26 protein-coding genes are annotated in these 24922 nt (G+C 59.4%); 5 read left to right on the top strand and 21 right to left on the bottom strand.

Going from position 1 to position 24922, the window contains the following annotated elements:
- Positions 1–7: 7 nt before the first annotated feature.
- On the bottom strand, positions 8–409 hold the full coding sequence (locus MHM85_RS06540) for a helix-turn-helix transcriptional regulator (RefSeq protein ID WP_239285333.1): 402 nt from the start codon (positions 407–409) through the stop codon (positions 8–10).
- Positions 410–569: 160 nt separating this feature from the next.
- Between MHM85_RS06540 and MHM85_RS06535 the strand changes: the two genes are divergently transcribed.
- Genes MHM85_RS06535 through MHM85_RS06525 form a run of 3 tightly spaced genes read left to right on the top strand, consistent with a single transcriptional unit; the run spans position 570 to position 3195 of the window.
- Positions 570–1544, top strand: a complete 975-nt coding sequence (locus tag MHM85_RS06535; RefSeq protein WP_239285335.1) for a hypothetical protein — start codon at positions 570–572, stop codon at positions 1542–1544.
- Positions 1535–1954, top strand: a complete 420-nt coding sequence (locus tag MHM85_RS06530; protein WP_239377690.1) for a GGDEF domain-containing protein — start codon at positions 1535–1537, stop codon at positions 1952–1954. The genes MHM85_RS06535 and MHM85_RS06530 overlap by 10 nt, the downstream gene beginning before the upstream one ends.
- 41 nt (positions 1955–1995) lie before the next feature.
- Positions 1996–3195, top strand: a complete 1200-nt coding sequence (locus MHM85_RS06525; RefSeq protein ID WP_219862720.1) for an FAD-dependent oxidoreductase — start codon at positions 1996–1998, stop codon at positions 3193–3195.
- A 12-nt stretch (positions 3196–3207) separates the two neighbouring features.
- Here the strand turns inward: MHM85_RS06525 and MHM85_RS06520 are convergent, their stop codons facing one another.
- Both MHM85_RS06520 and gloA read right to left on the bottom strand, forming a co-directional pair.
- A complete protein-coding gene (locus tag MHM85_RS06520; protein ID WP_239285361.1) occupies positions 3208–3627 on the bottom strand; it encodes an META domain-containing protein in 420 nt (139 codons plus the stop codon).
- 67 nt (positions 3628–3694) lie between these two features.
- Entirely contained in the window at positions 3695–4135 is a 441-nt protein-coding gene (gene gloA, locus MHM85_RS06515; RefSeq protein WP_139528339.1) for a lactoylglutathione lyase, read from the bottom strand.
- 213 nt (positions 4136–4348) lie between these two features.
- Between gloA and MHM85_RS06510 the strand changes: the two genes are divergently transcribed.
- Positions 4349–5419 (top strand): metal-dependent hydrolase, encoded by a 1071-nt coding sequence (locus tag MHM85_RS06510; RefSeq protein WP_239285339.1) that lies wholly within the window; start codon positions 4349–4351, stop codon positions 5417–5419.
- A 23-nt stretch (positions 5420–5442) separates the two neighbouring features.
- On the opposite strand, the gene MHM85_RS06505 is transcribed toward MHM85_RS06510, so the two are convergent.
- From MHM85_RS06505 to rho, 9 genes are all read right to left on the bottom strand, one after another.
- Positions 5443–6171 (bottom strand): MliC family protein, encoded by a 729-nt coding sequence (locus MHM85_RS06505; RefSeq protein ID WP_219862715.1) that lies wholly within the window; start codon positions 6169–6171, stop codon positions 5443–5445.
- A 48-nt stretch (positions 6172–6219) separates the two neighbouring features.
- Entirely contained in the window at positions 6220–6729 is a 510-nt protein-coding gene (locus tag MHM85_RS06500; RefSeq protein ID WP_139528336.1) for a DUF3087 family protein, read from the bottom strand.
- Positions 6730–6790: 61 nt separating this feature from the next.
- Complete coding sequence (locus tag MHM85_RS06495; protein WP_219862713.1) at positions 6791–7864, bottom strand: 3-deoxy-7-phosphoheptulonate synthase; 1074 nt, start codon at positions 7862–7864, stop codon at positions 6791–6793.
- A 3-nt stretch (positions 7865–7867) separates the two neighbouring features.
- On the bottom strand, positions 7868–8047 hold the full coding sequence (locus MHM85_RS06490) for a hypothetical protein (RefSeq protein WP_139528334.1): 180 nt from the start codon (positions 8045–8047) through the stop codon (positions 7868–7870).
- Positions 8048–8176: 129 nt separating this feature from the next.
- A complete protein-coding gene (locus tag MHM85_RS06485) occupies positions 8177–8317 on the bottom strand; it encodes a hypothetical protein (protein WP_176558259.1) in 141 nt (46 codons plus the stop codon).
- A gap of 102 nt (positions 8318–8419) precedes the next feature.
- Complete coding sequence (locus MHM85_RS18380) at positions 8420–8548, bottom strand: hypothetical protein (RefSeq protein WP_255303977.1); 129 nt, start codon at positions 8546–8548, stop codon at positions 8420–8422.
- A 65-nt stretch (positions 8549–8613) separates the two neighbouring features.
- The gene (locus MHM85_RS06480) at positions 8614–9378 is read right to left on the bottom strand and encodes an NAD(P)H-flavin reductase (RefSeq protein ID WP_139528333.1); all 765 of its coding nucleotides are present in this window, start codon (positions 9376–9378) and stop codon (positions 8614–8616) included.
- Positions 9379–9420: 42 nt separating this feature from the next.
- Entirely contained in the window at positions 9421–10914 is a 1494-nt protein-coding gene (ubiD, locus tag MHM85_RS06475; protein ID WP_139528332.1) for a 4-hydroxy-3-polyprenylbenzoate decarboxylase, read from the bottom strand.
- Between the two features lie 50 nt (positions 10915–10964).
- Positions 10965–12224, bottom strand: coding sequence for a transcription termination factor Rho (rho, locus tag MHM85_RS06470; RefSeq protein WP_139528331.1), 1260 nt, complete (start codon positions 12222–12224; stop codon positions 10965–10967).
- Between the two features lie 477 nt (positions 12225–12701).
- Here rho and ppx point away from each other — a divergent pair, with 477 nt between their 5' ends.
- Entirely contained in the window at positions 12702–14252 is a 1551-nt protein-coding gene (gene ppx / locus MHM85_RS06465) for an exopolyphosphatase (RefSeq protein WP_139528330.1), read from the top strand.
- On the opposite strand, the gene tilS is transcribed toward ppx, so the two are convergent.
- The 9 genes from tilS to MHM85_RS06420 all read right to left on the bottom strand — a co-directional run bounded on the left by tilS (position 14249) and on the right by MHM85_RS06420 (position 24912).
- Entirely contained in the window at positions 14249–15538 is a 1290-nt protein-coding gene (gene tilS, locus MHM85_RS06460) for a tRNA lysidine(34) synthetase TilS (RefSeq protein WP_239285341.1), read from the bottom strand. The two genes, ppx and tilS, sit on opposite strands and share 4 nt — an antisense overlap.
- Entirely contained in the window at positions 15519–16475 is a 957-nt protein-coding gene (accA, locus tag MHM85_RS06455) for an acetyl-CoA carboxylase carboxyl transferase subunit alpha (protein WP_139528328.1), read from the bottom strand. The genes tilS and accA overlap by 20 nt, the downstream gene beginning before the upstream one ends.
- Before the next feature lie 146 nt (positions 16476–16621).
- Entirely contained in the window at positions 16622–20125 is a 3504-nt protein-coding gene (gene dnaE / locus MHM85_RS06450) for a DNA polymerase III subunit alpha (RefSeq protein ID WP_219862707.1), read from the bottom strand.
- Positions 20126–20167: 42 nt separating this feature from the next.
- A complete protein-coding gene (rnhB, locus tag MHM85_RS06445; RefSeq protein ID WP_219862705.1) occupies positions 20168–20785 on the bottom strand; it encodes a ribonuclease HII in 618 nt (205 codons plus the stop codon).
- Positions 20775–21950 (bottom strand): lipid-A-disaccharide synthase, encoded by a 1176-nt coding sequence (gene lpxB, locus MHM85_RS06440; protein WP_219862703.1) that lies wholly within the window; start codon positions 21948–21950, stop codon positions 20775–20777. Before lpxB ends, rnhB begins: the two co-directional genes overlap by 11 nt.
- A 29-nt stretch (positions 21951–21979) precedes the next feature.
- Complete coding sequence (gene lpxA, locus MHM85_RS06435; RefSeq protein ID WP_153843453.1) at positions 21980–22747, bottom strand: acyl-ACP--UDP-N-acetylglucosamine O-acyltransferase; 768 nt, start codon at positions 22745–22747, stop codon at positions 21980–21982.
- On the bottom strand, positions 22744–23187 hold the full coding sequence (gene fabZ, locus MHM85_RS06430; protein ID WP_044629712.1) for a 3-hydroxyacyl-ACP dehydratase FabZ: 444 nt from the start codon (positions 23185–23187) through the stop codon (positions 22744–22746). Before fabZ ends, lpxA begins: the two co-directional genes overlap by 4 nt.
- A 135-nt stretch (positions 23188–23322) precedes the next feature.
- Positions 23323–24360, bottom strand: a complete 1038-nt coding sequence (gene lpxD / locus MHM85_RS06425) for a UDP-3-O-(3-hydroxymyristoyl)glucosamine N-acyltransferase (protein WP_219862701.1) — start codon at positions 24358–24360, stop codon at positions 23323–23325.
- A 51-nt stretch (positions 24361–24411) separates the two neighbouring features.
- A complete protein-coding gene (locus MHM85_RS06420; protein ID WP_139528410.1) occupies positions 24412–24912 on the bottom strand; it encodes an OmpH family outer membrane protein in 501 nt (166 codons plus the stop codon).
- Between the last annotated feature and the right edge of the window lie 10 nt (positions 24913–24922).

Genomic DNA, 24922 nt, shown 5'->3' with positions numbered 1-24922 from the left:
CATGCAGTCATTCGCGCTCGGCACCTGCCGGCGAATCACCATAGGCTTTGGCAAACGTTTCTACCACGTCATGGACGATTTGACGCTGAGGGGGCGGCAGCGTCTTGTACATGGCCAGCAAATGACGCTCTTCTCTCGTGAGCGGGGTTTGCCACGGCCCTGACGGCTCATTGACCGCATTCTCTTCGGTGCCGCCATAGCGCAGATAATGGGGCGTGACCGATAACCAACGCGCCAGTACCTGTAGCTTTTCCTGACTTGGAATCGAGTCTCCCCGCAACCAGCGCCTGACGGCCTGGAAGGTGATCGGTTTTCCCCAGTAGCGCAAATTGAATTCACGCTCCAGCACAGAGGGCCGCGTGTCGTACCCTGCCGTTTGCATGGAGGATTTCAGGCGCTCGGCAAACATGATTTTTTCATTCATGCCGCCAATGTGAATCGATTATTCAATAATGGTTGAATAATGATTTACCTTTTGGTTGAATCGTTAATTCAATTTCGATGTGACGTGACGCTCGGCCTTTGGCCAACATGGACGTGTTATCTCATGTATTGAGGAGTCATTCAGGATGAGCGAGCAACCTCTTTGTCATGAGCGCGACGAGCTTTACGACTCCCTGCTAACGATTAGCCAAGCACCGACGCCAACAGCACTCTTCGAACGGATCGCTTACACGCTTCATAAAGCCACCCGTCAAACCCCCATCCTCGTTTACCATCGTACCAAGGCCCTGAAGCTACGTTTGGTCTATGGTTTTCCACCCACGTGTCCGCTAGAGGCCTATCCCCACCTAACGTCCATTTGCTCGCTCGATGCTCTGGCAGCCTCCAGGTTGCAGTATTATGAATTAAAAGGAGAAGCGGGAACATGGGGCTATGTCGCCCACCCCGCCTCGCGTCACGCGGCTTCTTCAAAATGGTGCAGTTTGATCGTCATGATGGCGGCGCAGCGGCTGCGCCTACTAAAAGTAGAGCAGCTGACTATGCAACGGGCCAAGTTGACATGTTACCGCCAACAACTCGCCGCCGATATCAGACGCTTTGCTGGTATCGAACAAATCCTCCAGCACCATGGGGAGCGCCTATGTCAACTCTTCGATGCCCAGGGCATTGCCTTGATGAGGCACCGTCAGCTTCACTGCTTGGGCGACTGCCCTCCTGAACGGCATCTTCTCGATGCGCTCGACACACTACCCAACGAGGCCTTGAGCAGCGGCACACTCGAGCTTGATGGCCTGTGTCAGGGTGGCTTGGTGGCCCGCTTGGACATCGCGTGCTGCGCTCCATGTTGGCTACTGCTGTTTCGTCACACATCCCCTCTCAAACAGCCCTGCTCTCTCTCCGGCCCGGTGACTGATTGGCTGCCGATAGAGGCCTCCATGGTGAGGGAGCTGGCCGACGACATCGCCGTGGCGATTACCGCCATAGAGGTTGCCTACCTCAATCAGCAGTTGACGAAGACCAATCAGCGGCTGCAAGCGCTCGCCCGCCTGGACCCCTTGACCCAGTGCTGGAACCGCCACTACACCAAAACATGGTCCTGAACCGCCTCATCAGCTCGGACGTTACCCTCTCTGTCGTCCTGTTCGATGTCGACGACTTCAAGAAAATCAATGACACCTATGGCCACTCAGTGGGGGACGACGTATTAGGGCGTCTCAGCCGCGTTGTGCAGGACACACTACGCGAAGGGGATCATCTTGGCCGCTGGGGAGGCGAAGAATTTTTGATCATCCTTCAGGAGACGGATATCACGACCAGCTTACCTCTTGCACAGCGGCTGTGTAGCATCGTCTCGACGACGTTTTTCAAACTACCGTTCCCCGTCACGATCAGCATAGGTCTTACAGCCAAACAGTCAGGCGATACCGTGCGTCAATTAGTGGAACGCGCCGACCACGGCATGTACCTGGCCAAGAAAAGCGGCAAAAATCGGGTGGTCATAGGCGAATAACGCTCAGCAGCGGCGCCTCATCGCTCGTTCAAGGAGGCAACATGCAGAAATTACTGCTCATCGGTGCAGGCCACGCCCACGCCTTCGTGCTGGAGGCGTTTGCCTTACAGCCGGATAAAACGGTGTCGATCACCGTGGTGAGCGATAGCCGATTTGCCGCCTACTCGGGCAGCGTGCCTGCATGGTTAGCCGGGGAGTGCACGCTAAGGGAGACGCAGATGGATATTGCGGCACTCTGTAAGCGCGCAGGCGCTCACTTCATCGCGTCTCCCGCCGTGGCGCTCAGTACGAGCGAGCGCCAGATAACACTGGCAGATGGGAGCGTAGTGGCGTTTGACGTGGCCTCCTTCAACGTCGGCTCGACGCTAACGTTACCGCAAGTCATTGCTCCTAAAGGTAATGAAAATCGCGAGGCGAGTGCCGAGAAAAGTATCGAGAAGAGTGTCGAGAAAAATGCGCTGCCGACGCTGCTGGCCATGCGTCCGCTCAGCTCCTTGCACCATCGCTGGCAAGCATTACGCGAAGAGGTGGCTAAGCTGCCAGCCGGAGCACGCCAAAACGTCGTGAGCGTTGGCGGTGGCGCAGCAGGTTGCGAGACGCTGATGAGTGTCCTCGCGCGGCTTCGACAACAGCGCCCGGACATTCACTGGAAAGGCACACTGATCAGCGCCGCTGAGACGCTGCTGCCGGGGGCGGGTTGGCTGCCCCGCTGGTTAACGGCGCGGGCGCTCAAAAGCGCGGGCGTGCGCGTCCTCACAGGAGTGCGGGGGCGCGCCTTGGTACCTGGCGGTGTGCAAACCGACACTGGTGAGCACATCGAGACGGATATCGTACTCTGGGCGACCGGCGCCGTGGGCCAAACGTGGCTGCAACGAACGGCGCTGCCGCTGGATGAGAAAGGCTTTATTTCTGTGGACGAGGCGCTTCAAGTGACTGGCCAGCGCGGCATTTTTGCCGCTGGCGACTGCGCTGCGCTGCGCTCCTCCCCACTCCCTAAGGCAGGCGTTTATGCGGTGCGTATGGGCCCCGCATTAGCAGAGAATCTGCGGGCCGCCTGCCACGGTTTAACGCTCACCCCGTGGCAGCCTCCGCGTCGCGTGCTAGCACTGATTGGCACCGGCGACGGCCACGCGATTGCCAGCCGTGGGTCCATAGGCTTTTCGGGCCGCTGGGTATGGCAATGGAAACAGCGGATCGATGCGCGCTTTCTTGCCCGCTTCAATCCGCCTTTTACTGACTAAGCCGATAGCGGCTTAGTTAGCTTCTCGCCAACCGCCGAGGACGCGGCTATCTGGTCCGAAGAACACTAACCGGTCATGGTCGATCAAATACCGATAGGCATTATCTAGCATATCAGTCACCCGCTTGGCGCCCTCCATGTTCGGACACGCCATTCGGGTAGAGGCCAGCTCGCTAAACGAGATGCGTTGGCTTTCACCTAAACTCACCTTACCGGTGAACTGGTTGCAGCCATCAGAGCCGTTAACCTTCCCGTCGCGTCCAATGCGAAAGAACGGTGTCTCGGGCATGGAGAGCCGCTCATCGGTCCCTACCAGCAGTAAGTTCCAGCGCTGCTCCACTACCGGCCCAGAGAGCGTGCCGCCCTGCGGTACATCCGTTCGCTCTTGCTGCGGTGTGCTGCCACAAGCGCTCAGCAGCAGCGCAAGCCCCATTCCCATGATGATATGGCGGGTTTGTCCTTTCACCTTGTTCGTACTCCTTATGCGTTTTACCAGCGACTTACCAGCTACCCGTGTTTTCCATGGAGGCCCAAGGCTCCTGGGGAGACAATGCATCGCCTTTTTGTAACAGCTCGACAGAGATGCCGTCGGGCGACTTCACGAACGCCATGTGGCCGTCGCGGGGCGGACGGTTGATGGTCACGCCGTTATCCTGAAGTTTCTGGCAAAGGCCGTAAATATCGTCGACTCGGTAGGCCAAATGGCCGAAATTACGGCCACCCGTGTACTCTTCCGGGTCCCAGTTGTAGGTCAACTCGAGCTCGGGGGCAGTAAGGCGCTCGGAGCGGGCTTCGTCGTCGGGTGCGGCGAGAAACACCAGTGTAAAGCGACCTTTTTCGTTCTCTTTACGGCGCACTTCTTTGAGGCCCAGCAACTCACAATAAAAGTGAAGCGAGGCGTCCAAGTCACTGACACGTACCATGGTATGTAAAAACTGCATGTCATTTCCTCTTCATCGAAAAAGGGTAATTATATCCTGTAAAACCGTAGCGCACGTTGTCGCGCGGGTCATGTGGCACCCTCAAAACATAGACAAGAGTGCCACATTAAAATAGAAGATAGATGTGCTGTACAATAATGTCATGGTTGTGCATCTCGTGCGTCATGCCAAGTAACTATGACGATTCGCTATCGGCTCGTCGAGGAGAGGTCTGTGGATTCGATTACGCAAGCAGCGCTTGGGGCAGCCGTCGGAGGGGTGGTATTGGGTAAGCGCCTGGGCAGAAAGGCCATCGTCATAGGTGCGCTACTGGGTACTCTACCCGATTTGGACGTAGCGCTGGATTATGGCGACGCCATTGCCAACGTCACCGAGCACCGTGGCTTCAGCCATTCCCTGTTCGTATTGACGGGCCTTGCCACGCTGCTAGCCGTGCTCTGCGCTCGCTTCGCGCCACCGCAGGACATCTCGTTTGGCCGCTGGTGGAGCTTTTTTACGCTGATATTGGTGACGCACCCGCTGCTCGATTCGCTCACCACCTATGGCACACAACTGCTATGGCCGCTGGACGCGCCACCGGTCGCGTGGCCTATCGTCTTCATCATCGACCCTTTTTACACGCTGCCGCTGCTGATAGCGCTCACCATTGCCAGCGTCTCCGGCAAGGTACACAGCGCTTGCCGAGCGGGGCTAGCCATCTCCTGCGTTTATCTCATAGCAGCGGCTGGCGCCAAGTGGAGCGTGGAGCAACGTCTTGCACCGACACTGGCCGACGCAGATTTACAGACGGCTCCTGTACTGATTCAACCGACGCCGTTCAACATCGCGCTATGGCGGGCGACGGTCATCGACGATGATCGTTATTACGAGAGTTTGATCAGCGTGTTCGATCGTGAACGGGCCCCAGCCTTGGAGCCGTTGCGTCGTAACGTCGAGCTGGAGCCAAGTGCTCTGGAGGGGCCGCTAGGCCAGCGGCTTACATGGTTCACTGGGCCGTTCTTACGTTTCGAGACACGTCACATCGATGGGCAAGAGACGCTTATCGCCACTGACATTCGGCTAGGCTTTCCCGGTTTTCACCCTTTCAACTTTACCCTAGCAACCCGAGAAGGCGATCGCTGGGTACCCGTTGCGATCAGTGAAGAAGTACGCAGCCCCAGAGGACTGCACTTGGCGACACTGGCACGTCTTGCCGCCCGGGCGGGCGGCGATGTATCGGCCCTGTGCGCCAGCGACTACGTAGAGCCACAGTGGCGCGCAGAGCCGTTCCTCTATCGCTGCTAATGGCCGTACAAGGCCATGACAGGCTACGGCGCAATGCCTTGTGCACATCCTTTATATTGTTCGCCATCAATGGTGAACGTCACGCGAGCAGGATAGGGTTCGCCACTCATGTCGTCGAAACAGGCACCTGATTCAATACGTACGCGGAAAAACTGCTCGGCGTTGGCATTCTCGATCACCACCCGGCCCGCGTCGTTATCCATCACGCTGACCATATAGGGCATGGTCGCCGTGTCGCTGCCGTAATTAGTGGTCCAGGTCATGACGGGCGCATCGTTCGCCAGTTCGATCGTCCAGCCGGGCTCGTTACCGCGGGCTAACAACATCACACCCGGGAGATTGCCACGCGTGGCAATCTCCCGCTGAACCCCTTGATGGCATTGTAGCTGCCCTCGCGGCGTTTCGATTTGCGCCCGATCGCCGCGATTCCAGAAGCTGATATCGCCATCCTGATAACGGGCACCGCTGGCCACTACGGCTTGAGGCAATCGCCACGCACCGTGCAACGACCACAGCCGTAACTCGTTCCCATTGACGGCCGTGACCAAGTCTTGATTGGCTGGTTGGCAGTTCCAGGCCTGAAAACGCTCGGCGCTGCCGGGAAACAGCACCGAAGGCAGCAGCGGCGCGCTGCTCTGCACGGTGGTTTTCACTGGCTGCTCATCGACTGGCGCACTGGTGGCGCAGCCGCCCAGCAGTATCGCGGTCGCTACCGCGGTGGCGAGTCGTAGTGATGCCGTATTAGCCTTCATCGAACGTGCTCCCTATCGAATCCCTCATTTCATGGCTTATTACACCACTTACTTCTTAAAAGCGCTCAGGTCGTGCGGGTCGAACGTAGCTACCTCTTTGGGTAGCCCTAGTTCGTCACGCTTTACTTTGACCTGCATTTTTTCTGCGAGCCGTTCGGCATCGTCATCGGTGGTGCGGCCGTTCAGTTCTGCCAGTTGAGCCATGCCTTGGTGGTAGAAGGTCAGAATATCCAGCGCTAAACGATTATCCTGTTCCACCGCACGGCGCAGCGGCTGCAGATAGCTACTAATGCGCGACAAGTGGTGCTTGAGCTGCCAAACGTAGCGCATTTCGGCCATCCACGGGCGCTCTCTGAGCGCAGCGAACATGGCGCTGGTGGCGAGCAGGCCCAGCAGAACGCCCAGCGCGTTCAGCCAGATGCTGCTTCCAAAGGTAGCGGTGAGCAGCATGGAAAACAGCAGGCCAAAAATGATCAGTTGCCCGGCCATTGCCACGCTGATGATACGGGCTTTGCGACGGTACGTAGCAGGGTCGTGCTGTTCAAGGGTAAAGGCCATGGCCAACCTCGTGATCGAAAGGAGTCCTTATGATACGGGGCTGGCCGGGTCAGTCAACGCGCTAGGTCAGTCGCTCCGCGGCGGTTTTCAGCAAGCGCTCGGTGGTCTCCCAGCTGACGCAGGCATCAGTGACCGAGACGCCGTAGCGTAGCGCACTGGGCGTCAACGCTTGTTTGCCTTCGTACAAATGACTCTCTAGCATCAATGCCACCAAATTTGCGTCGCCCACTTGACGCTGAGCCAATACGTCCAGCATGACTTCACTTTGGCGGCGGTGATCCTTACGGGCGTTGGCGTGGCTACAGTCCACCATCAAGCGCGGATTCTGGCCCGCCTCGCATAGCGTATTCACGGCGCGGCGCACATGGTGCGCTTGGTAATTAGGTTCACCGTGACCACCGCGTAATACCACATGGGTGTGTGGGTTGCCTGCGGTCTCCTGCATGATCGGGCGGCCCTGACTATCCATGGCAAAACGCTGATGGGAGTGGGCCGCCGCCTGCATGGCATCGATGGCTACCTGCACGTCACCGCTGGTGGCATTTTTGAAGCCTACGGCAGCGCTGAGATCGCTAGCCAATTCACGGTGTAGCTGGGACTCCGTGGTGCGCGCCCCAATCGCCACCCAGCTCAGCAGGTCATCCAGGTAGGGGGCCAGCATCGGCTGCAATAGCTCGGTGGCTATCGGCAGGCCGCGGGAGGCGACGGCGTGCATCAATTCACGAGATAGTGTCATACCGCGCGGCATATCACCGCTACCATCCAGATCGGGATCGTAGGCCAGCCCTTTCCAACCGACCGTAGTGCGCGGCTTCTCAACGTACACCCGCATCACCGGCAGAATCCGTTCGCTCACCTCGTCGCTGAGCGCTGCCAAACGATCCGCGTACTCCAGGGCAGCATCCGGGTCGTGGATGGAGCAGGGTCCTACCACGACGAGCAGGCGATCATCATGCCCGTTGAGAATACGCTGCACCGCTTGGCGCTGCTGATCGATTTGGGAAAGGAGCGTGCTGTTCACACTCACCCGCTGACGCAGCTCAGCGGGTAGCGGCAGAGCCGTTGCAGACATGAGCGAGGAAGCCGGGGCAGTCGTGGGGCAAGCAGCATTGGCAGTATGGATAGGGGCATTCATCAGTTAACTCTCCGAATTCGTAGGGCATAGCGCGTGACATCGCATCACCAACTTGCCACCCAAATGGGCACGGTCGGAGGTGGCAGCTAGCACCGACCGCGCGACGCTAAATCGCCAGCCATAGCCATAGCCGATATAACGGATGGCGTTCAGACTAGCGATAAAGTGTGCGCGGTAAGACATGGTGCAGCTCCTGAATGAATGACGTATGAATTGTGGTTGCGTAAAACGAAAGAAGCCTCGGTGGAGTTACCCACCGAGGCTTCTTTGCATGCGGCAGGCAACCGGAGCGGTGTGCCTGCTGGCGCGACGCTAAGCGTCAGCCAGGGGCACACCGTGGCTAAACCAATACGCTGCATAGTAACCGAATTGAGTGACACCGACGCTCGCCCAAGCGCACGCCACCGTTTCCGGTTTGGCGGTGACGCTTGATGACAGCGTGCCGTGTAGCATGGGGCTTCCTCAATCGATTAATGACGAACTGTCTTTATCCTGCCTGCGCAGGCGCCAAATGGCAACCGAGAATTTGCGTGCGGGTTGCCCATGAGCAAGTGATTAGCTGCCGAACGCTTGGATCCAACCAATCGTGGCGGGCAGTGCACTCATACCGACCAAGACCACGATGCCCAGTATGATCGGCAGAATGCCAGAATCGTCTTTGAAATTGTCGTCGTGATGGGCCATGACAGCCTCCTCAATAGCGGATCGAGTTGACGGCTTAAGCCGTACACTAAAAGTGATCAATCATTTTAGTGAGGCCGAGGAGCGTAGGCAAACACATCCGAAAACATTTGCGCACTGCTCACCCCAAAACGTTCCAGCACGTCCACGCAAGCGTACACCATGCCGGGCGAGCCCGAGAGGTAGACATCGCAGTCGCTTGGCTGGATGGGGGCCTTAGCAAGCTCACTCTCCAACACCAAGTCGACGCGACCTTGGTGATGGACGATGCGTTCTCCAGAAGCGAGCGGCTCGGTGAGCGGAAACTCGGTAACGGCATGGAACGCTATGTGGTCATGCTGCTGTGCCCATGCGCAGGCGAGGTCTTCGGCATACAGGTCACGGTGCTCACGGTTTGCCCACCATAGCGAAATGGGTCGTGTGGGCTGGTCACGCAGGGCAGCCTCGACGATGGCCTTCATCTGGGCGAACCCCGTCCCTGCGGCAATCAGCAGTAGCGGACGCTCACTCTGGGTATCCAACACGCACTCTCCGCTCGGCAAACGAACGGTGAGCTGATTCGCCACCTGTAGCAGCTGGCGTAGACGTTGGGAGTTATCTCGCTCGGGCCAGTGCTGAATCTGTAACTCCAGCGTGCCGTCGCCTCTGTCGCAGCTCGCAATCGAGAAGGGCACCCACGTGGCCTCGTCCAGCATTAGCTCGAGGTACTGACCGGGCGCATGCTGCATTGCCTCAGCGCGACCGGCAAGCGTCACTTGGAACACGTCGGGATTGAGGTCCTCGACGGCGGTGACTTGGCAGGTTAGCGTTTTGCACGTTAACGTAGCGCTCATGAAAGCCTCTTTGTGGAAAGTCGTTCGGCCCCACACATCCGCTTAACCATGACGCGGTGTGGGTAGCGGAATATCAATGCCCAGTTCGCCCCAGCGCTCGTCGACACGGGTTTTCACCGCTTCGTCCATGACGATGGGCGTCCCCCACTCGCGGTCGGTTTCGCCGGGCCATTTATTGGTCGCGTCCAGTCCCATTTTGGAGCCAAGCCCAGACACTGGCGACGCAAAGTCGAGGTAGTCGATGGGGGTATTTTCGACCATGACGGTGTCTCGAGCAGGGTCCATACGCGTGGTGATCGCCCACATCACATCTTCCCAATTGCGTGCATCCACATCGTCATCCAGCACGATGACGAACTTGGTGTACATGAACTGGCGCAAGAAGCTCCATACGCCCATCATCACGCGCTTGGCGTGACCGGGGTACTGCTTCTTCATGGTGACGACCGCCATGCGGTAAGAGCACCCTTCCGGAGGCAAGTAGAAGTCGACGATCTCAGGAAACTGCTTGCATAGGATGGGCACGAACACTTCGTTGAGCGCCACACCTAAAATGGCAGGCTCATCGGGGGGGCGGCCAGTGTACGTGGAGTGATAGATGGCGTCGCGACGCATGGTCATGCGTGTCACAGTGAAAACGGGAAAGTGATCCACCTCGTTGTAGTACCCAGTGTGGTCACCAAACGGCCCTTCTGGCGCCATGTCATCCGGATAGATGAACCCTTCCAGGATAATTTCGCTGGAGGCGGGCACGTCGAGGTCCGCATGGCCACATTTCACTAGCTCGGTGCGCGAGCCGCGCAGCAGGCCTGCAAAGGCATATTCGGAGAGCGTGTCCGGCACGGGCGTCACCGCACCGAGAATGGTCGCCGGGTCGGCGCCTAACGCCACCGCGACGGGGAACGGTTCGCCGGGATGGGCTTTTTGGAACTCGAGAAAATCCAGCGCGCCGCCGCGATGGGAGAGCCAGCGCATGATCAGGCGATTCTTGCCGATCTTTTGCTGGCGATAGATGCCCAGGTTTTGGCGCTTTTTATGGGGGCCTTTGGTGATCACCAGCGGCCACGTGACCAGCGGTGCCGCATCGCCCGGCCAGCAGTGCTGAATCGGCAAGCGCCCCAAGTCCACGTCATCGCCTTCGTAAACGACTTCCTGAACCGGCGCACGCTTGACGCTCTTGGGCCCCATGCTGAGCACTTGCTTGAAGATCGGCAATTTGTCCCAAGCGTCTTTTAACCCTTTGGGCGGGTCTGGCTCCTTCAAAAATGCCAAGAGCTTGCCCACTTCGCGCAGCGCCTCGACCGAATCCTGCCCCATGCCCAGCGCGACCCGTTTTGGGGTGCCGAACAGGTTTCCCAACAGCGGCATGTCGTGACCCTTCACATTTTCGAACAATAGTGCAGGACCACCGGCACGCAGCGTGCGGTCGCAGATTTCGGTGATTTCCAAGTAGGGATCTACTTCGGCCGTGATGCGCTTAAGTTCACCCTGCGCCTCCAGCGTTGCGATAAAGTCACGCAGATCGTTGTACTTCAATGCCCTCTCCTCAACCCGGCTGTCTGGCGGAACCGCCACCCTGGAGCGCCTTAACGGCGCTTCATGGCTTCGAAGAATTCGAGATTGGTCTTGGTGTCTTTCAGACGATCGATCAAGAACTCGGTGGCTGCGGTATCTTCCATCGGGTTGAGCAGTTTTCGTAGAATCCACATACGCTGCATTTCATCTTCAGAGGCCAATAGATCCTCACGGCGAGTGCCGCTGCGGCGAATGTTGATCGCCGGGAAGACACGCTTCTCCGCCAGTTTGCGGTCAAGGTGCGCTTCCATGTTACCGGTGCCCTTGAACTCTTCGAAGATGACTTCGTCCATTTTCGAGCCGGTATCGACCAGCGCAGTGGCGATGATCGTCAGGCTGCCGCCCTCTTCGATATTACGCGCCGCCCCAAAGAAGCGTTTCGGCTTCTCGAGTGCATGGGCATCCACACCACCGGTGAGCACCTTGCCAGAGCTGGGTACGACGGTGTTGTAAGCACGCGCCAAGCGAGTGATGGAGTCGAGCAGGATCACCACGTCTTTCTTGTGCTCAACCAAGCGCTTGGCTTTTTCGATGACCATTTCGGCTACCTGTACGTGGCGGGCAGGCGGCTCATCGAAGGTGGAGGCGACCACTTCACCGCGCACGGTGCGGGACATCTCGGTGACTTCCTCCGGGCGCTCGTCGATCAGTAGCACGATCAGATGACACTCGGGGTTATTGCGCGTGATCGAGGTCGCGATGTTCTGCAGCATCAGCGTCTTACCCGCTTTCGGGGGAGACACCAGCAGGCCGCGCTGACCTTTACCGATGGGCGCGGTCAGATCGATGATCCGGGCGGTCAGATCTTCGGTCGACCCGTTGCCGATCTCCATACGCAGACGGTCGTTCGGAAACAGCGGCGTCAAGTTCTCGAAGAGAATCTTGTGCTTGGCATTTTCCGGACGATCAAAGTTGATCTGGCTGACTTTGAGCAGCGCAAAGTAGCGCTCGCCCTCTTTGGGCGGACGAATTTTGCCGGAAATGGAGTCGCCCTTGCGCAGATTGAAACGACGAATCTGTGAAGGCGATACGTAGATATCGTCCGGTCCGGCGAGGTACGAACTGTCGGCGCTACGCAGGAAGCCGAAGCCATCCTGAAGAATTTCCAGCACACCGTCGCCATAGATATCCTCGCCGCTTTTGGCATGCTTCTTGAGGATGGCGAAAATGATGTCCTGTTTGCGCGAACGGGCCAGGTTGTCGATGCCCATTTCACGGGCGATATCGAGCAGCTCGGGAACGGTTTTTTGCTTGAGTTCAGTGAGATTCATCGGTGTGTTAGAAAATTGCTCATGAAAGCTAGGCGCTAAGCGCCAGGAATAAGACAGGAGGCTTGGCCGATATCATAGGGTCAATATCATAGGGCTAAGCGCCGAGTGATGCGTTCAGACCCCATTTAGGCACACGCTCGCGTGGTAAAAGCCGGGCAGTCGCCATAACGATACCTAATACGTAAAAGCGGTATCACTGACTGCTTAGCATGAGGGTGCAAATAAACTAGCTAATCTGATTGGCACGGAGAATGCGTTTCAGCGGGTTGTCTGACGACTTGGACATCTGGCTGATGCCATCTGGGTACGTACTGCTCGGGGTGCCCGAGTCAGTGCGCTTGTTTAGACGAACAAGCCAACTCGGATCAAGCCAGTAGCTCGATGGTAGTCAAGCCCCGCGACAAACGCAAGCCTTTGGCAATTGACAATAGTCAGAGGTCGCAGCAACCTTGGCATAGCCAATTTGAAGGATAGCTCATGCCCAAGGACATTTCGCTCCCCATCGCCGCCGCCCCTGCCGAGTTCGAGAGCGGCGAGCCGCAGCGCCTAGCCGCCATTGACCTGGGCTCCAATAGCTTTCACCTGCTGGTGGCTAATTACCAAAATGAACGATTGCAAGTCGTGGCACGCCTGGGCGAGAAGGTCCAACTGGCGGCAGGACTCGACGAAAACGGTTATCTCAGCGAAGCCGCCATGCAGCGCGCGCTCGACTGTCTGGGCCGATTTGCGCCGTTTTTGACCGATATTGAGGGGTCTCACCTGCGCATAGTGGGGACCAACGCTCTGCGAGACGCCCATAATAGCCAAACGTTCATCGAACGAGCGGAGGCGCAGCTCGGCCACGCCATCGAAATCATCGCCGGGCGTGAAGAAGCCCGTCTGATCTATCTGGGCGCCGCCCACGCGCTGGCCGAAAGCGGCCGACGCTTGATTGTCGATATTGGCGGTGGCTCTACCGAATTCATTATTGGCGAAGCCTTCGAGCCCAAAGCGCTGGAGAGTCTGCGCATGGGGTGCGTTACCTTTACCAGCCGTTTTTTCGCCGATGGCGATCTGACGGAAAAACGTATGCGTCGCGCCGAGCTGGCGGCCCTCTCGGAGCTGGCCAATATACAGCGTCCCTACCAGCGCCTGGGGTGGGACGACCCCGTTGGCTCCAGCGGCACGATCAAGGCCGCCGCTAGCGTCCTGTTCGCTTATGGCGACACGCCACAAGAAGGCGTAATCACACGCAGCGGGCTCAAGAAGCTGCGCGAGCGGCTGCTCAAATGCAAACAGCTCGACAAAGTGGAATTGGAGGGATTGAAGCCTGATCGTGCGCGCGTTTTCCCTGCAGGCATTGCCATCTTGAGCGCTATCTTCGAGGCGTTCGACCTCGAACAGATGCGCTTTGCAGATGGCGCGCTGCGTGAAGGAGTCCTGTACGACATGGCGGGACGCAATAGCGCCGAAGACACCCGCTCCAATACGCTGGAGATGCTCAAACGGGTCTACGACGTCGATACGCGCCAGGCGGACAATGTCGCCGACACGGCCAATCGTCTGTTCGAAGCGATTAAAAAGCCGTGGGGGTTGACCGCCGAGCAGGGCCACTATCTGACGTGGGCTAGCCATGTGCATGAAATCGGTCTGGCCATCTCCCATAGCCAGTTTCATCGCCACGGCGCTTATCTATTGGAGCACTCCGACCTAGCCGGATTTTCACGCCCCGAGCAGCGGTTGCTGGCGTTTTTGGTGCGTGCCCATCGGCGTAAATTCCCCATTAAAGAGTGGCAAGCGCTGCCGGCGTCCCAGCAGGCCAGCGCAGTCAAACTGGCGCGCCTGCTGCGTCTCGCGGTCTTGATCAACCACTCGCGCCCGGAAGGCGCGCCGATCCCGCCCGAGATCACGGTGGATCATCAAGGTGAAACGATGACCATCACGCTGCCCCCCAGCGATGAACCAACGCTGCTCAGCACTGATTTAGAGCAGGAGCAGGCGTTCATGACCAACGCAGGTTTGACGCTTCATTTGAACATACCGACCTAACACTCGTGCTCGAACGTGCCCCCCTCCGCCTGCCAAAGTACCTTGGCAGGCGGTTGGAGCACGCCTAGACAGCGCTCTCCTGCCATGACGATCACCAAACGCCTGCGCTCCCAGGGTGGCAGCGCCTGCTCTTGCAGCCAGCGTTTGAGATCACGCCGACCGCGCCCAGGCAGGTCGAGCATCTCGCCGCCCTGTCGCCAGCGCAGCAAGACGGGGGCGGTGCGGTCGCCATCGACGCCTAGTCGCAGCTGCAGCGGCCCCAGTGGCGTTGAAACCCCCGGTGCGCCGTTCCACGGCGTTTGCCAATTTGGCAGCGCAACCAATGGCGCCATCAGATACAGCCTGCGCCGCCATACCCGCGCCTGGGCACCGGACCACTCGACGAGCACCTGGGCATCCTGGGCAGCGCTGAGCTGGCCGAGCAGGCTGGTCAAGCGTGCCTGGGGAGGCGTCGGCAGCCCGCATTGCTGGCAGAGTGTGCGCACCAGCAGGCGCTGGCGGGGTAGTGGCAGCGCCATCAGTGCCGACGCGTCGAGACAGCCCGGCGCTAACGTGAGTCCGGCCAGCTCATCGGCAGCGTAGCTGGCGAGCAGCGTATCGGCCTCACCAGCCAAGCCTGCACTTTGGGCCAGGGAGCGCACCGCCCCTGGCCAGCGCTGGGTCAGCGTTGGCAGGATCTCATGGCGCAAGCGGTTGCGATCGAATGCTATATCGCGATTGCTGGGGTCTTCACACCAATCAAGCGACAGCGCGTGGGCCGTATCGGCCAAGGTTTGACGCGTGACGCCAAGCCACGGGCGCAGCAGCGTGATGCCCTGCCACTCCCGTCGAAATGGCATGCCTGCCAGCCCACGAATGCCGCTACCCCGCAACGCTGCCAGCAGCAGCGTTTCTGCCTGATCGTCCTGGTGCTGCGCCAGCCATAGGGTGTCACCCGCAGGCACATGCAGCGCAAAGGCCGCGTAGCGGGCACGCCGGGCGGCGGCTTCCACACCGTCTCCCTTGACGTCCACGGCCACACGCTCGATGGTGAGTGGGACGCCCAGGCGCTGGCACAGCCGCTGACAGTGGCTTTCGAAGTCATTGGAGGCGGCTTGAAGACCGTGATTGACGTGCAACGCGCGCAGTCTATTGCCGCTGCCGCGACACACCTCGGCAGCCAGCGCCAGCAGCAACGAGGAGTCCAAGCCGCCGGAGAGGGCAACCCAAACGCAACGCCCTGGCGGGGTCTCCGCCAGGGCGTCTTCGAGCAGGCCTAACAGCCGTTTAGGCGGCTGGGGCGCCATAGCTCATCAGCCGCGCATAGCGGCGCTCTAGCAGGGCGTCGCTATCCAGCGCCTGCAGGCGTTCGAGGCTGGCCGACAGCGCTTCTTTAACCCGCGCTGCGGTATCGATCGGGTGACGATGAGCGCCGCCCAGCGGCTCTTTGATCAACGAGTCCACGAAGCCCAGCTCCTTCAAACGCTCGGCCGTAATGCCCATGGCCTGAGCCGCGTCAGAGGCTTTCTCGGCGCTCTTCCACAAAATGGAGGCGCAGCCTTCCGGAGAAATCACCGAGTAGGTCGAGTACTGCAGCATGTGCAACTCGTCGCACACACCGATCGCCAGCGCTCCACCGGAGCCACCCTCGCCTACCACGGTGGAGACGATCGGCGTCTTCAAACGTGACATGACCGCCAAGTTATAAGCAATCGCTTCCGACTGGCCGCGCTCTTCGGCGTCGATACCCGGGTAGGCCCCTGGGGTGTCGATGAACGTCAGGATCGGCATCTTGAAACGCTCGGCCATCTCCATCAGACGGCAGGCCTTGCGATAGCCTTCCGGACGCGGCATGCCGAAATTACGGCGCACTTTCTCTTTCACGTCGCGACCTTTCTGATGCCCAATCACCATGACCGGGGCGTCGTTCAAACGGGCGACCCCGCCGACCAAAGCGGCATCGTCGGCAAAGTTACGGTCGCCGTGCAGCTCGTCGAAATCGGTGAAGATGTGCGCTAGGTAGTCCAGCGTGTAAGGACGCTGGGGGTGCCGCGAGAGCTGCGACACCTGCCACGGTGTCAGGTCTTTGAAGATGGATTCCGTTAACTTGCGGCTCTTCTCCTCCAGCCGTGAAATCTCATCGGAGAGATTCACTTGGCTGTCAGAACTCACCAAACGCAGCTCCTCAATTTTTGCCTGGAGTTCGGCAACGGGCTGTTCAAAATCGAGATAGTTAGGATTCATCGGCTCTGCCTGTAAGCTGCCTATAAAAAAATAAGCCTTGTCGAAACGAGCATATTGGGCGCCATTATCGCACCCTGACCCTGCCACGCAAGGCAATGCCCGCTCAATTCCGTACGAGCGCCCTGGGGCGCTCGTACGCTAGGTGATTAACGGTAGCGTAACTGGACGCCTACCTGCCCTTGCACATCACGCAGCGCAAGCAGCAGATCATCGCTCGGCGCAACCTTCCACTCCTCGGCCAGCTCCAGCCAAGCGGTCGCGTCTGGATGACGGTACTGCAACCGCACGGGGAGTCCGGTGTCATCCCGAAAAGGGGTCAAGCTATCTCGCAGGCTCTCGACCAATCGGCCATTGATCTGTCCGGCATCCAGCGCCAGCTCGACGGCTTGGCCGTAGCGCACGCGGGCCGTGACCATCGGCGTCACGTCTTTGCCGCGCAGCCGTAGGCCACCTGAAAAGTCGTCGCTGGAGACTTCGCCCTCCACGATGATCACTTGATCCGACTCGATTTGGCCGCGTAGCTGCTCGAAAAGTTCGCCAAACAGCGACGCTTCGATACGTCCGGTGCGGTCGTCCAGGGTGATGAATGCCATGGTATCGCCACGTTTGGACTTCATGGTGCGCATGGCGACCACCAAACCCGCTACCCGCTGCGGTTCCCGAGAGGGTTTCAAATCGCTGATACGCGTCGACACGAAGCGCTTGAGTTCGCGTTCGTACTCGTCGATGGGGTGCCCGGTCAGGTAGAGCCCCAGGGTGTCTTTTTCACCAGAGAGCCGCTCACGGTCCGTCCATTCGCGCACATGACGATACTCGGCGTAAACATCGCTGGCCTCTTCTTCGGCGACGAAGGCATCGCCAAACATGTCCATCATGCCCAGGTTCTGGTTGGCGTGATTTTGCGCTGCCGCCTTCAGTGCATCTTCCATCGCCGCGAACAGCACCGCCCGGTTAGGCCCCAGGTTATCCAACGCGCCAGAGCGTATCAGCGCTTCCAGGGTACGCTTGTTCATCCGTTTCGGATCGATGCGGCGGCAGAAGTCGAACAGATCCTTGAACGGTCCGTCCGCGTTTCGCGCTTCCACAATCGCGCCAATCGGGCCTTCCCCGACGCCACGTATCGCGCCCAAGCCGTACACCACCCGCCCATCGGTATCCACGGTGAACTTGTAGCCACCGACGTTGACATCCGGTGGCGTCACCGTCAGCTTCAAGTGACGACACTCTTCGATCAGCGGCACCACTTTGTCCAGGTTGTCCATCTCGGTGGACATCACCGCCGCCATGAAGGGCCCTGGGTAGTGAGCTTTGAGCCATGCGGTTTGATAAGACACCAGCGCGTAGGCCGCCGAGTGCGACTTGTTGAAACCGTAACCGGCAAACTTCTCCACCAAGTCGAAGATATTGCCCGCCAAGTCTTTGTCGATGCCGTTGGCGGCACACCCTTCCATGAAACCTGCCCGCTGCTTGGCCATCTCTTCGGGCTTTTTCTTACCCATGGCACGGCGCAGCATGTCGGCCTGCCCGAGGGTGTACCCCGCCATGACCTGGGCGATCTGCATGACCTGCTCTTGGTAGAGAATGATGCCGTAGGTAGGCGTCAACACCGGTTTCAACAGGTCGTGCTGATAATCCGGGTGTGGATAAGAGACTTCCGCCCGGCCATGTTTCCGGTTGATGAAGTCATCCACCATGCCCGACTGCAATGGACCGGGGCGGAACAGGGCTACCAAGGCGATCATATCGTCCAGGGAGTCGGGCAGCAGGCGCTTGATTAGCTCCTTCATACCGCGGGATTCCAACTGGAAGACCGCCGTGGTTTCTGCCCGCTTGAGCATCTCGAAGGTTTTGCCGTCGTCCAGGGGAATGGCGTCGATATTGAGCGGTCCCTGGCCGTTAGCGTCACGCACCTTGTCCACCATCTCAAGCGCCCAATCGATGATGGTGAGGGTACGCAAGCCCAGGAAGTCGAATTTGACCAGGCCGGCGTCTTCGATATCGTTCTTATCGAACTGCACCACCAAGCCCGCGCCGTCTTCATCGCATAGCAGGGGCGAAAAGTCGGTGAGTTTGGTGGGAGCGATCACCACCCCCCCTGCGTGTTTACCGGTACCCCGCGTGGTGCCCTCGAGTTTCAGGGCCATTTCCCAGATCTCTTCGGCCTCTTCGTCATTCTCGATGAACTCTTTGAGCGCGGGCTCCTGCTCGATGGCCTTGGCCAGCGTCATGCCCACTTCGAACGGGATCAGCTTGGAGAGCTTGTCACCCAGCGAGTAGGGCTTGCCCTGGGCACGGGCCACGTCGCGCACCACGGCTTTGGCCGCCATGGTGCCGAAGGTGACGATCTGGGAGACCGCGTTACGACCGTAGCGGTCGGCCACGTACTCGATGACCCGGTCGCGCTTCTCCATGCAGAAGTCGACGTCGAAGTCGGGCATGGACACACGCTCAGGGTTAAGAAAGCGCTCGAACAGCAGATCGTAGCCGATGGGGTCGAGGTCGGTGATCTTCTGCGCGTAGGCCACTAGTGAACCCGCACCGGAGCCACGCCCTGGCCCCACCGGTACGTTGTTGTCCTTGGCCCACTGGATAAAGTCCATCACGATCAGGAAGTAGCCGGGGAAGCCCATCTGAATGATGACGTTGAGCTCGAACTCCAGCCGGTCGCGATAGCGCTGGTCGATCTCGCGAAACGCGTCGCTGTCTCTGGGGTACTGCTCGGCGGGAAACAGAAAATCGAGCCGCTCCGTTAGGCCATCGTGGGAGACCTTGCGAAAAAACTCATCCTGGGTCATGCCTTCGGGAATGCCGAACTCGGGCAGGAAGATCTCTCCCAGACGCACATCGACGCTGCAGCGCTCGGCGATCATCACGCTGTTTTCCAGCGCCTCGGGGATATCGGCAAACAGCGCCGCCATCTCGTCGGGGCTTTTGAGGTACTGCTCTTCGGTATAGCGGCGTTCGCGGCGCGGGTCGTCCAGGGCTTTACCCTCACCAATGGCGACGCGGGTTTCGTGGGCCCAGAAATCCTCACGCTCCAGAAAGCGCACGTCGTTGGTGGCGACGACCGGCGTGCCGGTCTCGATCGCCAACTGAACGCTAGCGTGTACGCAGGGCTCTTCCAGAGGGCGGCCGGTGCGGATGAGCTCCAGGTAGAAGCGGTCGGGAAACGCCTGCTGCCACTCTTCCAGCAGCTGGCGCGCTTCCCGCTCGTGCTCGGAGAGCAGATGGCGGCCAATCTCGCCTTCACGCCCGCCCGACAGGGCAATCAGACCTTCGCTCTGCGCCAATACCCACTGTTTATCGAGGATCGCCCGTCCCTGGCGCTGACCGTCGGTCCAGCCTTTGGAGATCAGTTCGGTCAGGTTACGGTAGCCCACGTCGTTCATCGCCAACAGCGTGATGCGATAGGGGTGCGCCTCATCATGGGGATTCGAGAGCCAGAGATCGCTACCGATGATCGGCTTCAGCCCGGCGCCCTGGGCGGCTTTGTAGAATTTGACCAAACCAAACAGGTTGGCTTCATCGGTGAGCGCCAGCGCCGGCATCCCGCGCTCAGCGGTCGTGCTGACCAGTGACTTGAGTTTGACCAAGCCATCGACCAGAGAGTATTCACTGTGCAAACGAAGATGAACGAACGGAACCGTCATGGGACTCTCAGCATTGAACGCTAAATGAAATGAAGTGTGCGACTACAGCAGCGCTAACTGGCGCTGTACGGGCGCGAAGCTCTTCCGGTGCTCGGCCAGTGCACCGTGGGCTTCCAGCGCCGCCAAGTGTTCCTTGGTGGGGTACCCTTTGTGGCGGGCAAACCCGTATTCAGGATAGCGCAGATCCAGCTCGGCCATTTGCGCATCCCGCGCCACCTTGGCCAGAATCGAGGCGGCGGCAATCGCGGGATGACGAGCGTCACCCTTCACCACGGCCTGCCCCGGCAGCGCATGCCCCGGCAGCCGATTGCCATCCACCAGCAAGTACTCGGCCTGGGGACGTAGGGCATCCACCGCGCGCCGCATGGCCAGATGCGTTGCATGATAAATATTGAGCGTGTCGATCTCCTCTGCGCTCGCCTCTGCCACGGCAAACGCGAGGGCACGCTCGCGAATGAGCACATCCAACGACTCACGCCTGCGGGCAGTGAGCTTTTTGGAGTCGGTTAAGCCGTCGATAGGTGCCTTGGGGTCCAGAATCACGGCGGCGGCGACGACGCTCCCCACCAACGGCCCACGACCGACTTCATCGACCCCCGCCAGGAAATCCCCCGCATACTCCACCACCAGCGGTGGAAAGTCGGCTGGTTTAGTCGGCATCCGATTTAGCCTCCAGCGGCTCGCCTGCAACCAAAGCGGTAATCGCCTGCGCGGCGCGCTCGCTGGCCGTGCGTTGCAACGTGGCATGCATCGAGGCAAAGCGCGCTTCTAGTGCGTGACGCGTCTCGGCATCGCTCAGTCGCTGGTCTAACTGCTCGGCAATCGCCTCCGGCGTCGCCGCGTGCTGAATCAGCTCTGGTACCACGCTCTCCTGAGCGATCAAATTCGGCAGCGAGATCCACTGGGTTTTCACCAGTCGTTTGGCGAGCCAATGGGTCGCGGGTGCCATTTTATACGCCACCAGCATGGCGCGATGGCACAGCATGGCCTCTAGCGCCGCCGTACCGGAGGTCAGCAGTACCGCATCGCTGGCGACCATCGCCTTGCGGGCTTGGCCCTCCAGCAGCGTGATCCGCTGGGCCAACGCGGGGTAGCCTGCCAACAGCGCGCCAAGCTCGGTATAGCGCTGAGCGGTGGCCGCAGGGATCACCACCTGCAACTCCGTGTGGCGCTGGCACAGCAGCATCACCGCCTCCAAGAAGGTGGCCCCCATGAAACGAACTTCGTTCCGCCGAGAGCCGGGCAGTAGCGCTAATACCGGTGCGCCCGGGTCCAAGCCCAGCGCACGGCGGGCCGCCTCGCGATCATTTTCCAGCGGCAGTTCGTCGGCCAACGGATGACCAACGAAGGCCACGGGAACGTGGTGGCGATGGTAGAAATCCGCCTCGAAAGGCAGCAGCGTGAGCATGGCATCCACCGCGTTGGCGATTTTCTTCACACGCCCCTGACGCCACGCCCATACCGATGGGCTCACGTAATGGGCCGTCGTGATACCCGCGGCACGAAGTTGCTTCTCCAGGCCGATATTGAAGTCGGGGGCGTCGATGCCGATCATGATGTCCGGCTGCCAAGCCAGCGCCTCTTCACGCAGGGTACGGCGCACACGAATGAGTTCGGGCAGGTGCTTGAGTACCTCGACCAAGCCCATCACCGAAAGGGTTTCGAGAGGAAAGCGGCTCTTCAAGCCTTGGGCCTCCATACGAGGGCCGCCCATGCCGCGAAACTCCACCTGGGGATGGCGGGCGCGCAGCGCCTGCATCAGTCCCGCACCGAGGATATCGCCGGATAGTTCGCCTGCCACAAGGTATACGCGCTGCAGTGTCATAGTGACGGGAGAGCCGGTTAAGAGAAGAGTTAGCGAACGATACCGCGGGTCGAGCGCTCAATGGAGTCTGCAAACTGCGTGACTTCCGGCAGATCGAAGCGGCTGCGCATTTCGCTGACTGCTTGTTCGACGGTCAAGCCTTGACGATACACCAGCTTGTAAGCGGAGGTCAGCGCAGCGATCGCTTCACGGCTAAACCCGCGGCGCTTCAAGCCGACCAAGTTCAAGCCACGCGCCTCTGCGGGATTACCATTGATCATGACGTAGGCAGGCGTGTCTTTGGTAATGATCGAGCCGCCGCCCGCCATGGCGTGCTCCCCAAAGTGACAGAACTGATGCACGGCGGACAAGCCGCCCAAAATGGCGTGATCGCCCAGCGTCACGTGACCCGCCAAGGTCACTTGGTTGGCCAAGATGCAGTCGTTACCAATGACACAATCATGGCCGACATGTACGTATGCCATAAACAGATTGCGCGAGCCGATAGTGGTCTCGCTGCGGTCTTGCACGGTACCACGATGCAGCGTGACCCCCTCTCGGATCACGTTATCGTCACCCATCACGAGACGCGTTGGTTCGCCCGCGTATTTCTTGTCCTGGCAGTCTTCGCCCACCGAGGCGAACTGGAAGATACGCGTGCGCTCCCCCAGTATCGTGGGGCCTTTCACCACCACATGGGGGCCAATGACCGAGCCTGCGCCAATCGTAACGTCTGCCCCAATCACGCTAAACGGGCCAACCTCGACGTCATCGGCAAGCCGTGCCGCTGGGTCGACCAAAGCAGTAGGATGTATCAAGCCACCTTCCTCTCGGCACAAATGATTTCCGCTTCGCAGGCCAGCTCGCCGTCGACCGTGGCACGGCAGGCAAACTTCCAAATGCCCCGTTTGCCGCGAATGACGTTGGCTTCGAGCGTTAGCTGGTCACCTGGCATGACAGGACGCTTGAAGCGTACGTTGTCGCTGCCTACGAGGTAATAGACATAGCCGTCGGCCGGCAGCTTGTTGACCGTTTTGAACCCAAGGATACCGCATACCTGTGCTAGCGCTTCAACGACCAGTACGCCGGGCATGATGGGATGGTGAGGAAAATGGCCGTTGAAGAACGGCTCATTGATGCTCACGTTTTTGTACGCAACGATGGTTTCGCCCACGGTTAACTGCGTGACTCGATCCACCAGCAAGAACGGGTAGCGGTGGGGCAAGTATTCGCGAATTTCGTTGATATCCATAACCATCGTAACGACCTCTAAAATGACGAAAGGCCTGAGCAGTGTCAGGCACGTACCAGCAATCCTACTGGTAAAAAGGCAGTGGATTATAACCTGCTGCTATGAAGCCTCAAGCCACTCCCTTAGGAAATCCTTCTTTCTTCACGATTCACGCTGGCTTTTTTCTACCCGCGCCAAACGCTTGGCGATATCGTCGAGCTGCTTGAAGCGCACTGCATTTTTGCGCCATTGGGTGTTGCTCATGGCACCGGTACCCGACGAGTACACCCCCGGTTCGTGAATTGAGTTGGTGACCAAACTCATGCCTGTGACCTGCACCCCATCGCAGATGGTCAGGTGGCCCGAGAGTCCCACGCCGCCGCCCAACATGCAGTGCTTACCCACTTTGGTAGAGCCTGCAATGCCGACACAGCCAGCTAGCGCGCTATGGTCACCAATGGTGACGTTGTGCGCAATCTGCACTTGGCTGTCGATTTTGACATCGTTGCCAATTACGGTATCGCCCAACGCGCCTCGGTCGATACTGGAACAGCTTCCGACTTCCACATCATCGCCGAGCACCACGCCGCCCAGCTGAGCAATCTTGTGCCAGCCAGCCCCATCGTGGGCAAAACCGAAGCCGTCGCCGCCAATCACGCAGCCGCTTTGAAGAATGACGCGCTTGCCCATCACGACGCCGTGACACACGGTCACATTGGCGTGCAGCCGCGTGTCATCGCCAATCACGCAGTCCGCGCCAATCACGCTACCTGCCCCAACGACCACGCGATCGCCCAGCACGACGCCAGGCTCGATCACTGCATTCGCTTGCACGCAGACACCGTCTCCCAGCATGACGCCATCGGCGACCACAGCCGTGGGGTGAATGCCCGGCACGTCACGCGCAGGCAGCGGATCGAAGAGCTGGGAGAGCTTGGCGTAACCCAAGTAGGGGTTTTCCATCTCCAAGCGCGGCACCGGGCAGTTCTTGCCATGCTCTGGGTGCAGCAGCACGGCCGCCGCCTGGGTGGTGGCCAAGTCTTTCAAGTAGGCGCGATTGGCAAGAAACGCGACCTGATCCGACGCTGCTTCCTTGAGCGTTGCCAAACCGCGGATGGGCTGATGGTCGTCGCCTTCGAAATCAACGCCGAGGTGACGTGCGATGTCCGCAAGGGTGAGAGTGTAAGAAGCGTGCGTCATGGGAGCCCAAGGAAGCAGTGGTGCGGCCAAGCCGCACCGAGGGTCATTAAATTAGTTCAGCGAATCGAAAATCTGGGTGACTTCGTTGGTCACGTTGGGTAGATCCGTCGAGGAGTGCAGCACACCTTGCGGCTCTACGAGGACGTCAATGTTATGACGTTCGAGCACTTGCTCGACGGCCTGCTCCAGTTTGGCTTCGGCCCCTTGCAAGAATTGCTGCTCGGAGGCCTGTTGCGCTTGCAGCACTTCACGGCGCAGCTGCTCGAAGCGACCGCCCTTCTGCTGCAGCTCGGCAATCAGCGACTCGCGCTCCGATTGAGACATGGTCTCCCCTTCCTGCTGCAGACGCGTCTGCAACTGCTGTAACTCGCCGCCCAGCGCCTCGGCTTCACGCTGCTGGCTACCGATTTGCCCTTCGAGCTGACTCAGCGAAGATTGAGCCGACTGTGTATTCATCAGCGCCGCACGCCAGTCCAGTACCGCAACTTCAGCGGCATACGCCGGTAGGGTCATCGCCCCTAATAGACACACAGCAGCAGTCAGTTTACGCACCATGATGTTA

It is taken from the genome of Halomonas sp. McD50-4 (genome assembly GCF_022348135.1).
Lineage (GTDB): Bacteria > Pseudomonadota > Gammaproteobacteria > Pseudomonadales > Halomonadaceae > Vreelandella > Vreelandella piezotolerans.
The sequence above is the reverse complement of the archived record's forward strand: the minus strand, read 5'-3'. Positions and strand labels throughout refer to the sequence as shown.

Bases quoted from the DNA above. Each gene is read 5' to 3' on its own strand.
- MHM85_RS06540 (WP_239285333.1), bottom strand. From the start codon at position 409: ATGTTTGCCGAGCGCCTGAAATCCTCCATGCAAACGGCAGGGTACGAC.
- MHM85_RS06535 (WP_239285335.1), top strand. From the start codon at position 570: ATGAGCGAGCAACCTCTTTGTCATGAGCGCGACGAGCTTTACGACTCC.
- MHM85_RS06530 (WP_239377690.1), top strand. From the start codon at position 1,535: ATGGTCCTGAACCGCCTCATCAGCTCGGACGTTACCCTCTCTGTCGTC.
- MHM85_RS06525 (WP_219862720.1), top strand. From the start codon at position 1,996: ATGCAGAAATTACTGCTCATCGGTGCAGGCCACGCCCACGCCTTCGTG.
- MHM85_RS06520 (WP_239285361.1), bottom strand. From the start codon at position 3,627: ATGGGGCTTGCGCTGCTGCTGAGCGCTTGTGGCAGCACACCGCAGCAA.
- gloA (WP_139528339.1), bottom strand. From the start codon at position 4,135: ATGCAGTTTTTACATACCATGGTACGTGTCAGTGACTTGGACGCCTCG.
- MHM85_RS06505 (WP_219862715.1), bottom strand. From the start codon at position 6,171: ATGAAGGCTAATACGGCATCACTACGACTCGCCACCGCGGTAGCGACC.
- MHM85_RS06500 (WP_139528336.1), bottom strand. From the start codon at position 6,729: ATGGCCTTTACCCTTGAACAGCACGACCCTGCTACGTACCGTCGCAAA.
- MHM85_RS06495 (WP_219862713.1), bottom strand. From the start codon at position 7,864: ATGAATGCCCCTATCCATACTGCCAATGCTGCTTGCCCCACGACTGCC.
- MHM85_RS06490 (WP_139528334.1), bottom strand. From the start codon at position 8,047: ATGTCTTACCGCGCACACTTTATCGCTAGTCTGAACGCCATCCGTTAT.
- MHM85_RS06485 (WP_176558259.1), bottom strand. From the start codon at position 8,317: ATGCTACACGGCACGCTGTCATCAAGCGTCACCGCCAAACCGGAAACG.
- MHM85_RS18380 (WP_255303977.1), bottom strand. From the start codon at position 8,548: ATGGCCCATCACGACGACAATTTCAAAGACGATTCTGGCATTCTGCCG.
- MHM85_RS06480 (WP_139528333.1), bottom strand. From the start codon at position 9,378: ATGAGCGCTACGTTAACGTGCAAAACGCTAACCTGCCAAGTCACCGCC.
- rho (WP_139528331.1), bottom strand. From the start codon at position 12,224: ATGAATCTCACTGAACTCAAGCAAAAAACCGTTCCCGAGCTGCTCGAT.
- ppx (WP_139528330.1), top strand. From the start codon at position 12,702: ATGCCCAAGGACATTTCGCTCCCCATCGCCGCCGCCCCTGCCGAGTTC.
- tilS (WP_239285341.1), bottom strand. From the start codon at position 15,538: ATGGCGCCCCAGCCGCCTAAACGGCTGTTAGGCCTGCTCGAAGACGCC.
- accA (WP_139528328.1), bottom strand. From the start codon at position 16,475: ATGAATCCTAACTATCTCGATTTTGAACAGCCCGTTGCCGAACTCCAG.
- dnaE (WP_219862707.1), bottom strand. From the start codon at position 20,125: ATGACGGTTCCGTTCGTTCATCTTCGTTTGCACAGTGAATACTCTCTG.
- rnhB (WP_219862705.1), bottom strand. From the start codon at position 20,785: ATGCCGACTAAACCAGCCGACTTTCCACCGCTGGTGGTGGAGTATGCG.
- lpxB (WP_219862703.1), bottom strand. From the start codon at position 21,950: ATGACACTGCAGCGCGTATACCTTGTGGCAGGCGAACTATCCGGCGAT.
- fabZ (WP_044629712.1), bottom strand. From the start codon at position 23,187: ATGGTTATGGATATCAACGAAATTCGCGAATACTTGCCCCACCGCTAC.
- lpxD (WP_219862701.1), bottom strand. From the start codon at position 24,360: ATGACGCACGCTTCTTACACTCTCACCCTTGCGGACATCGCACGTCAC.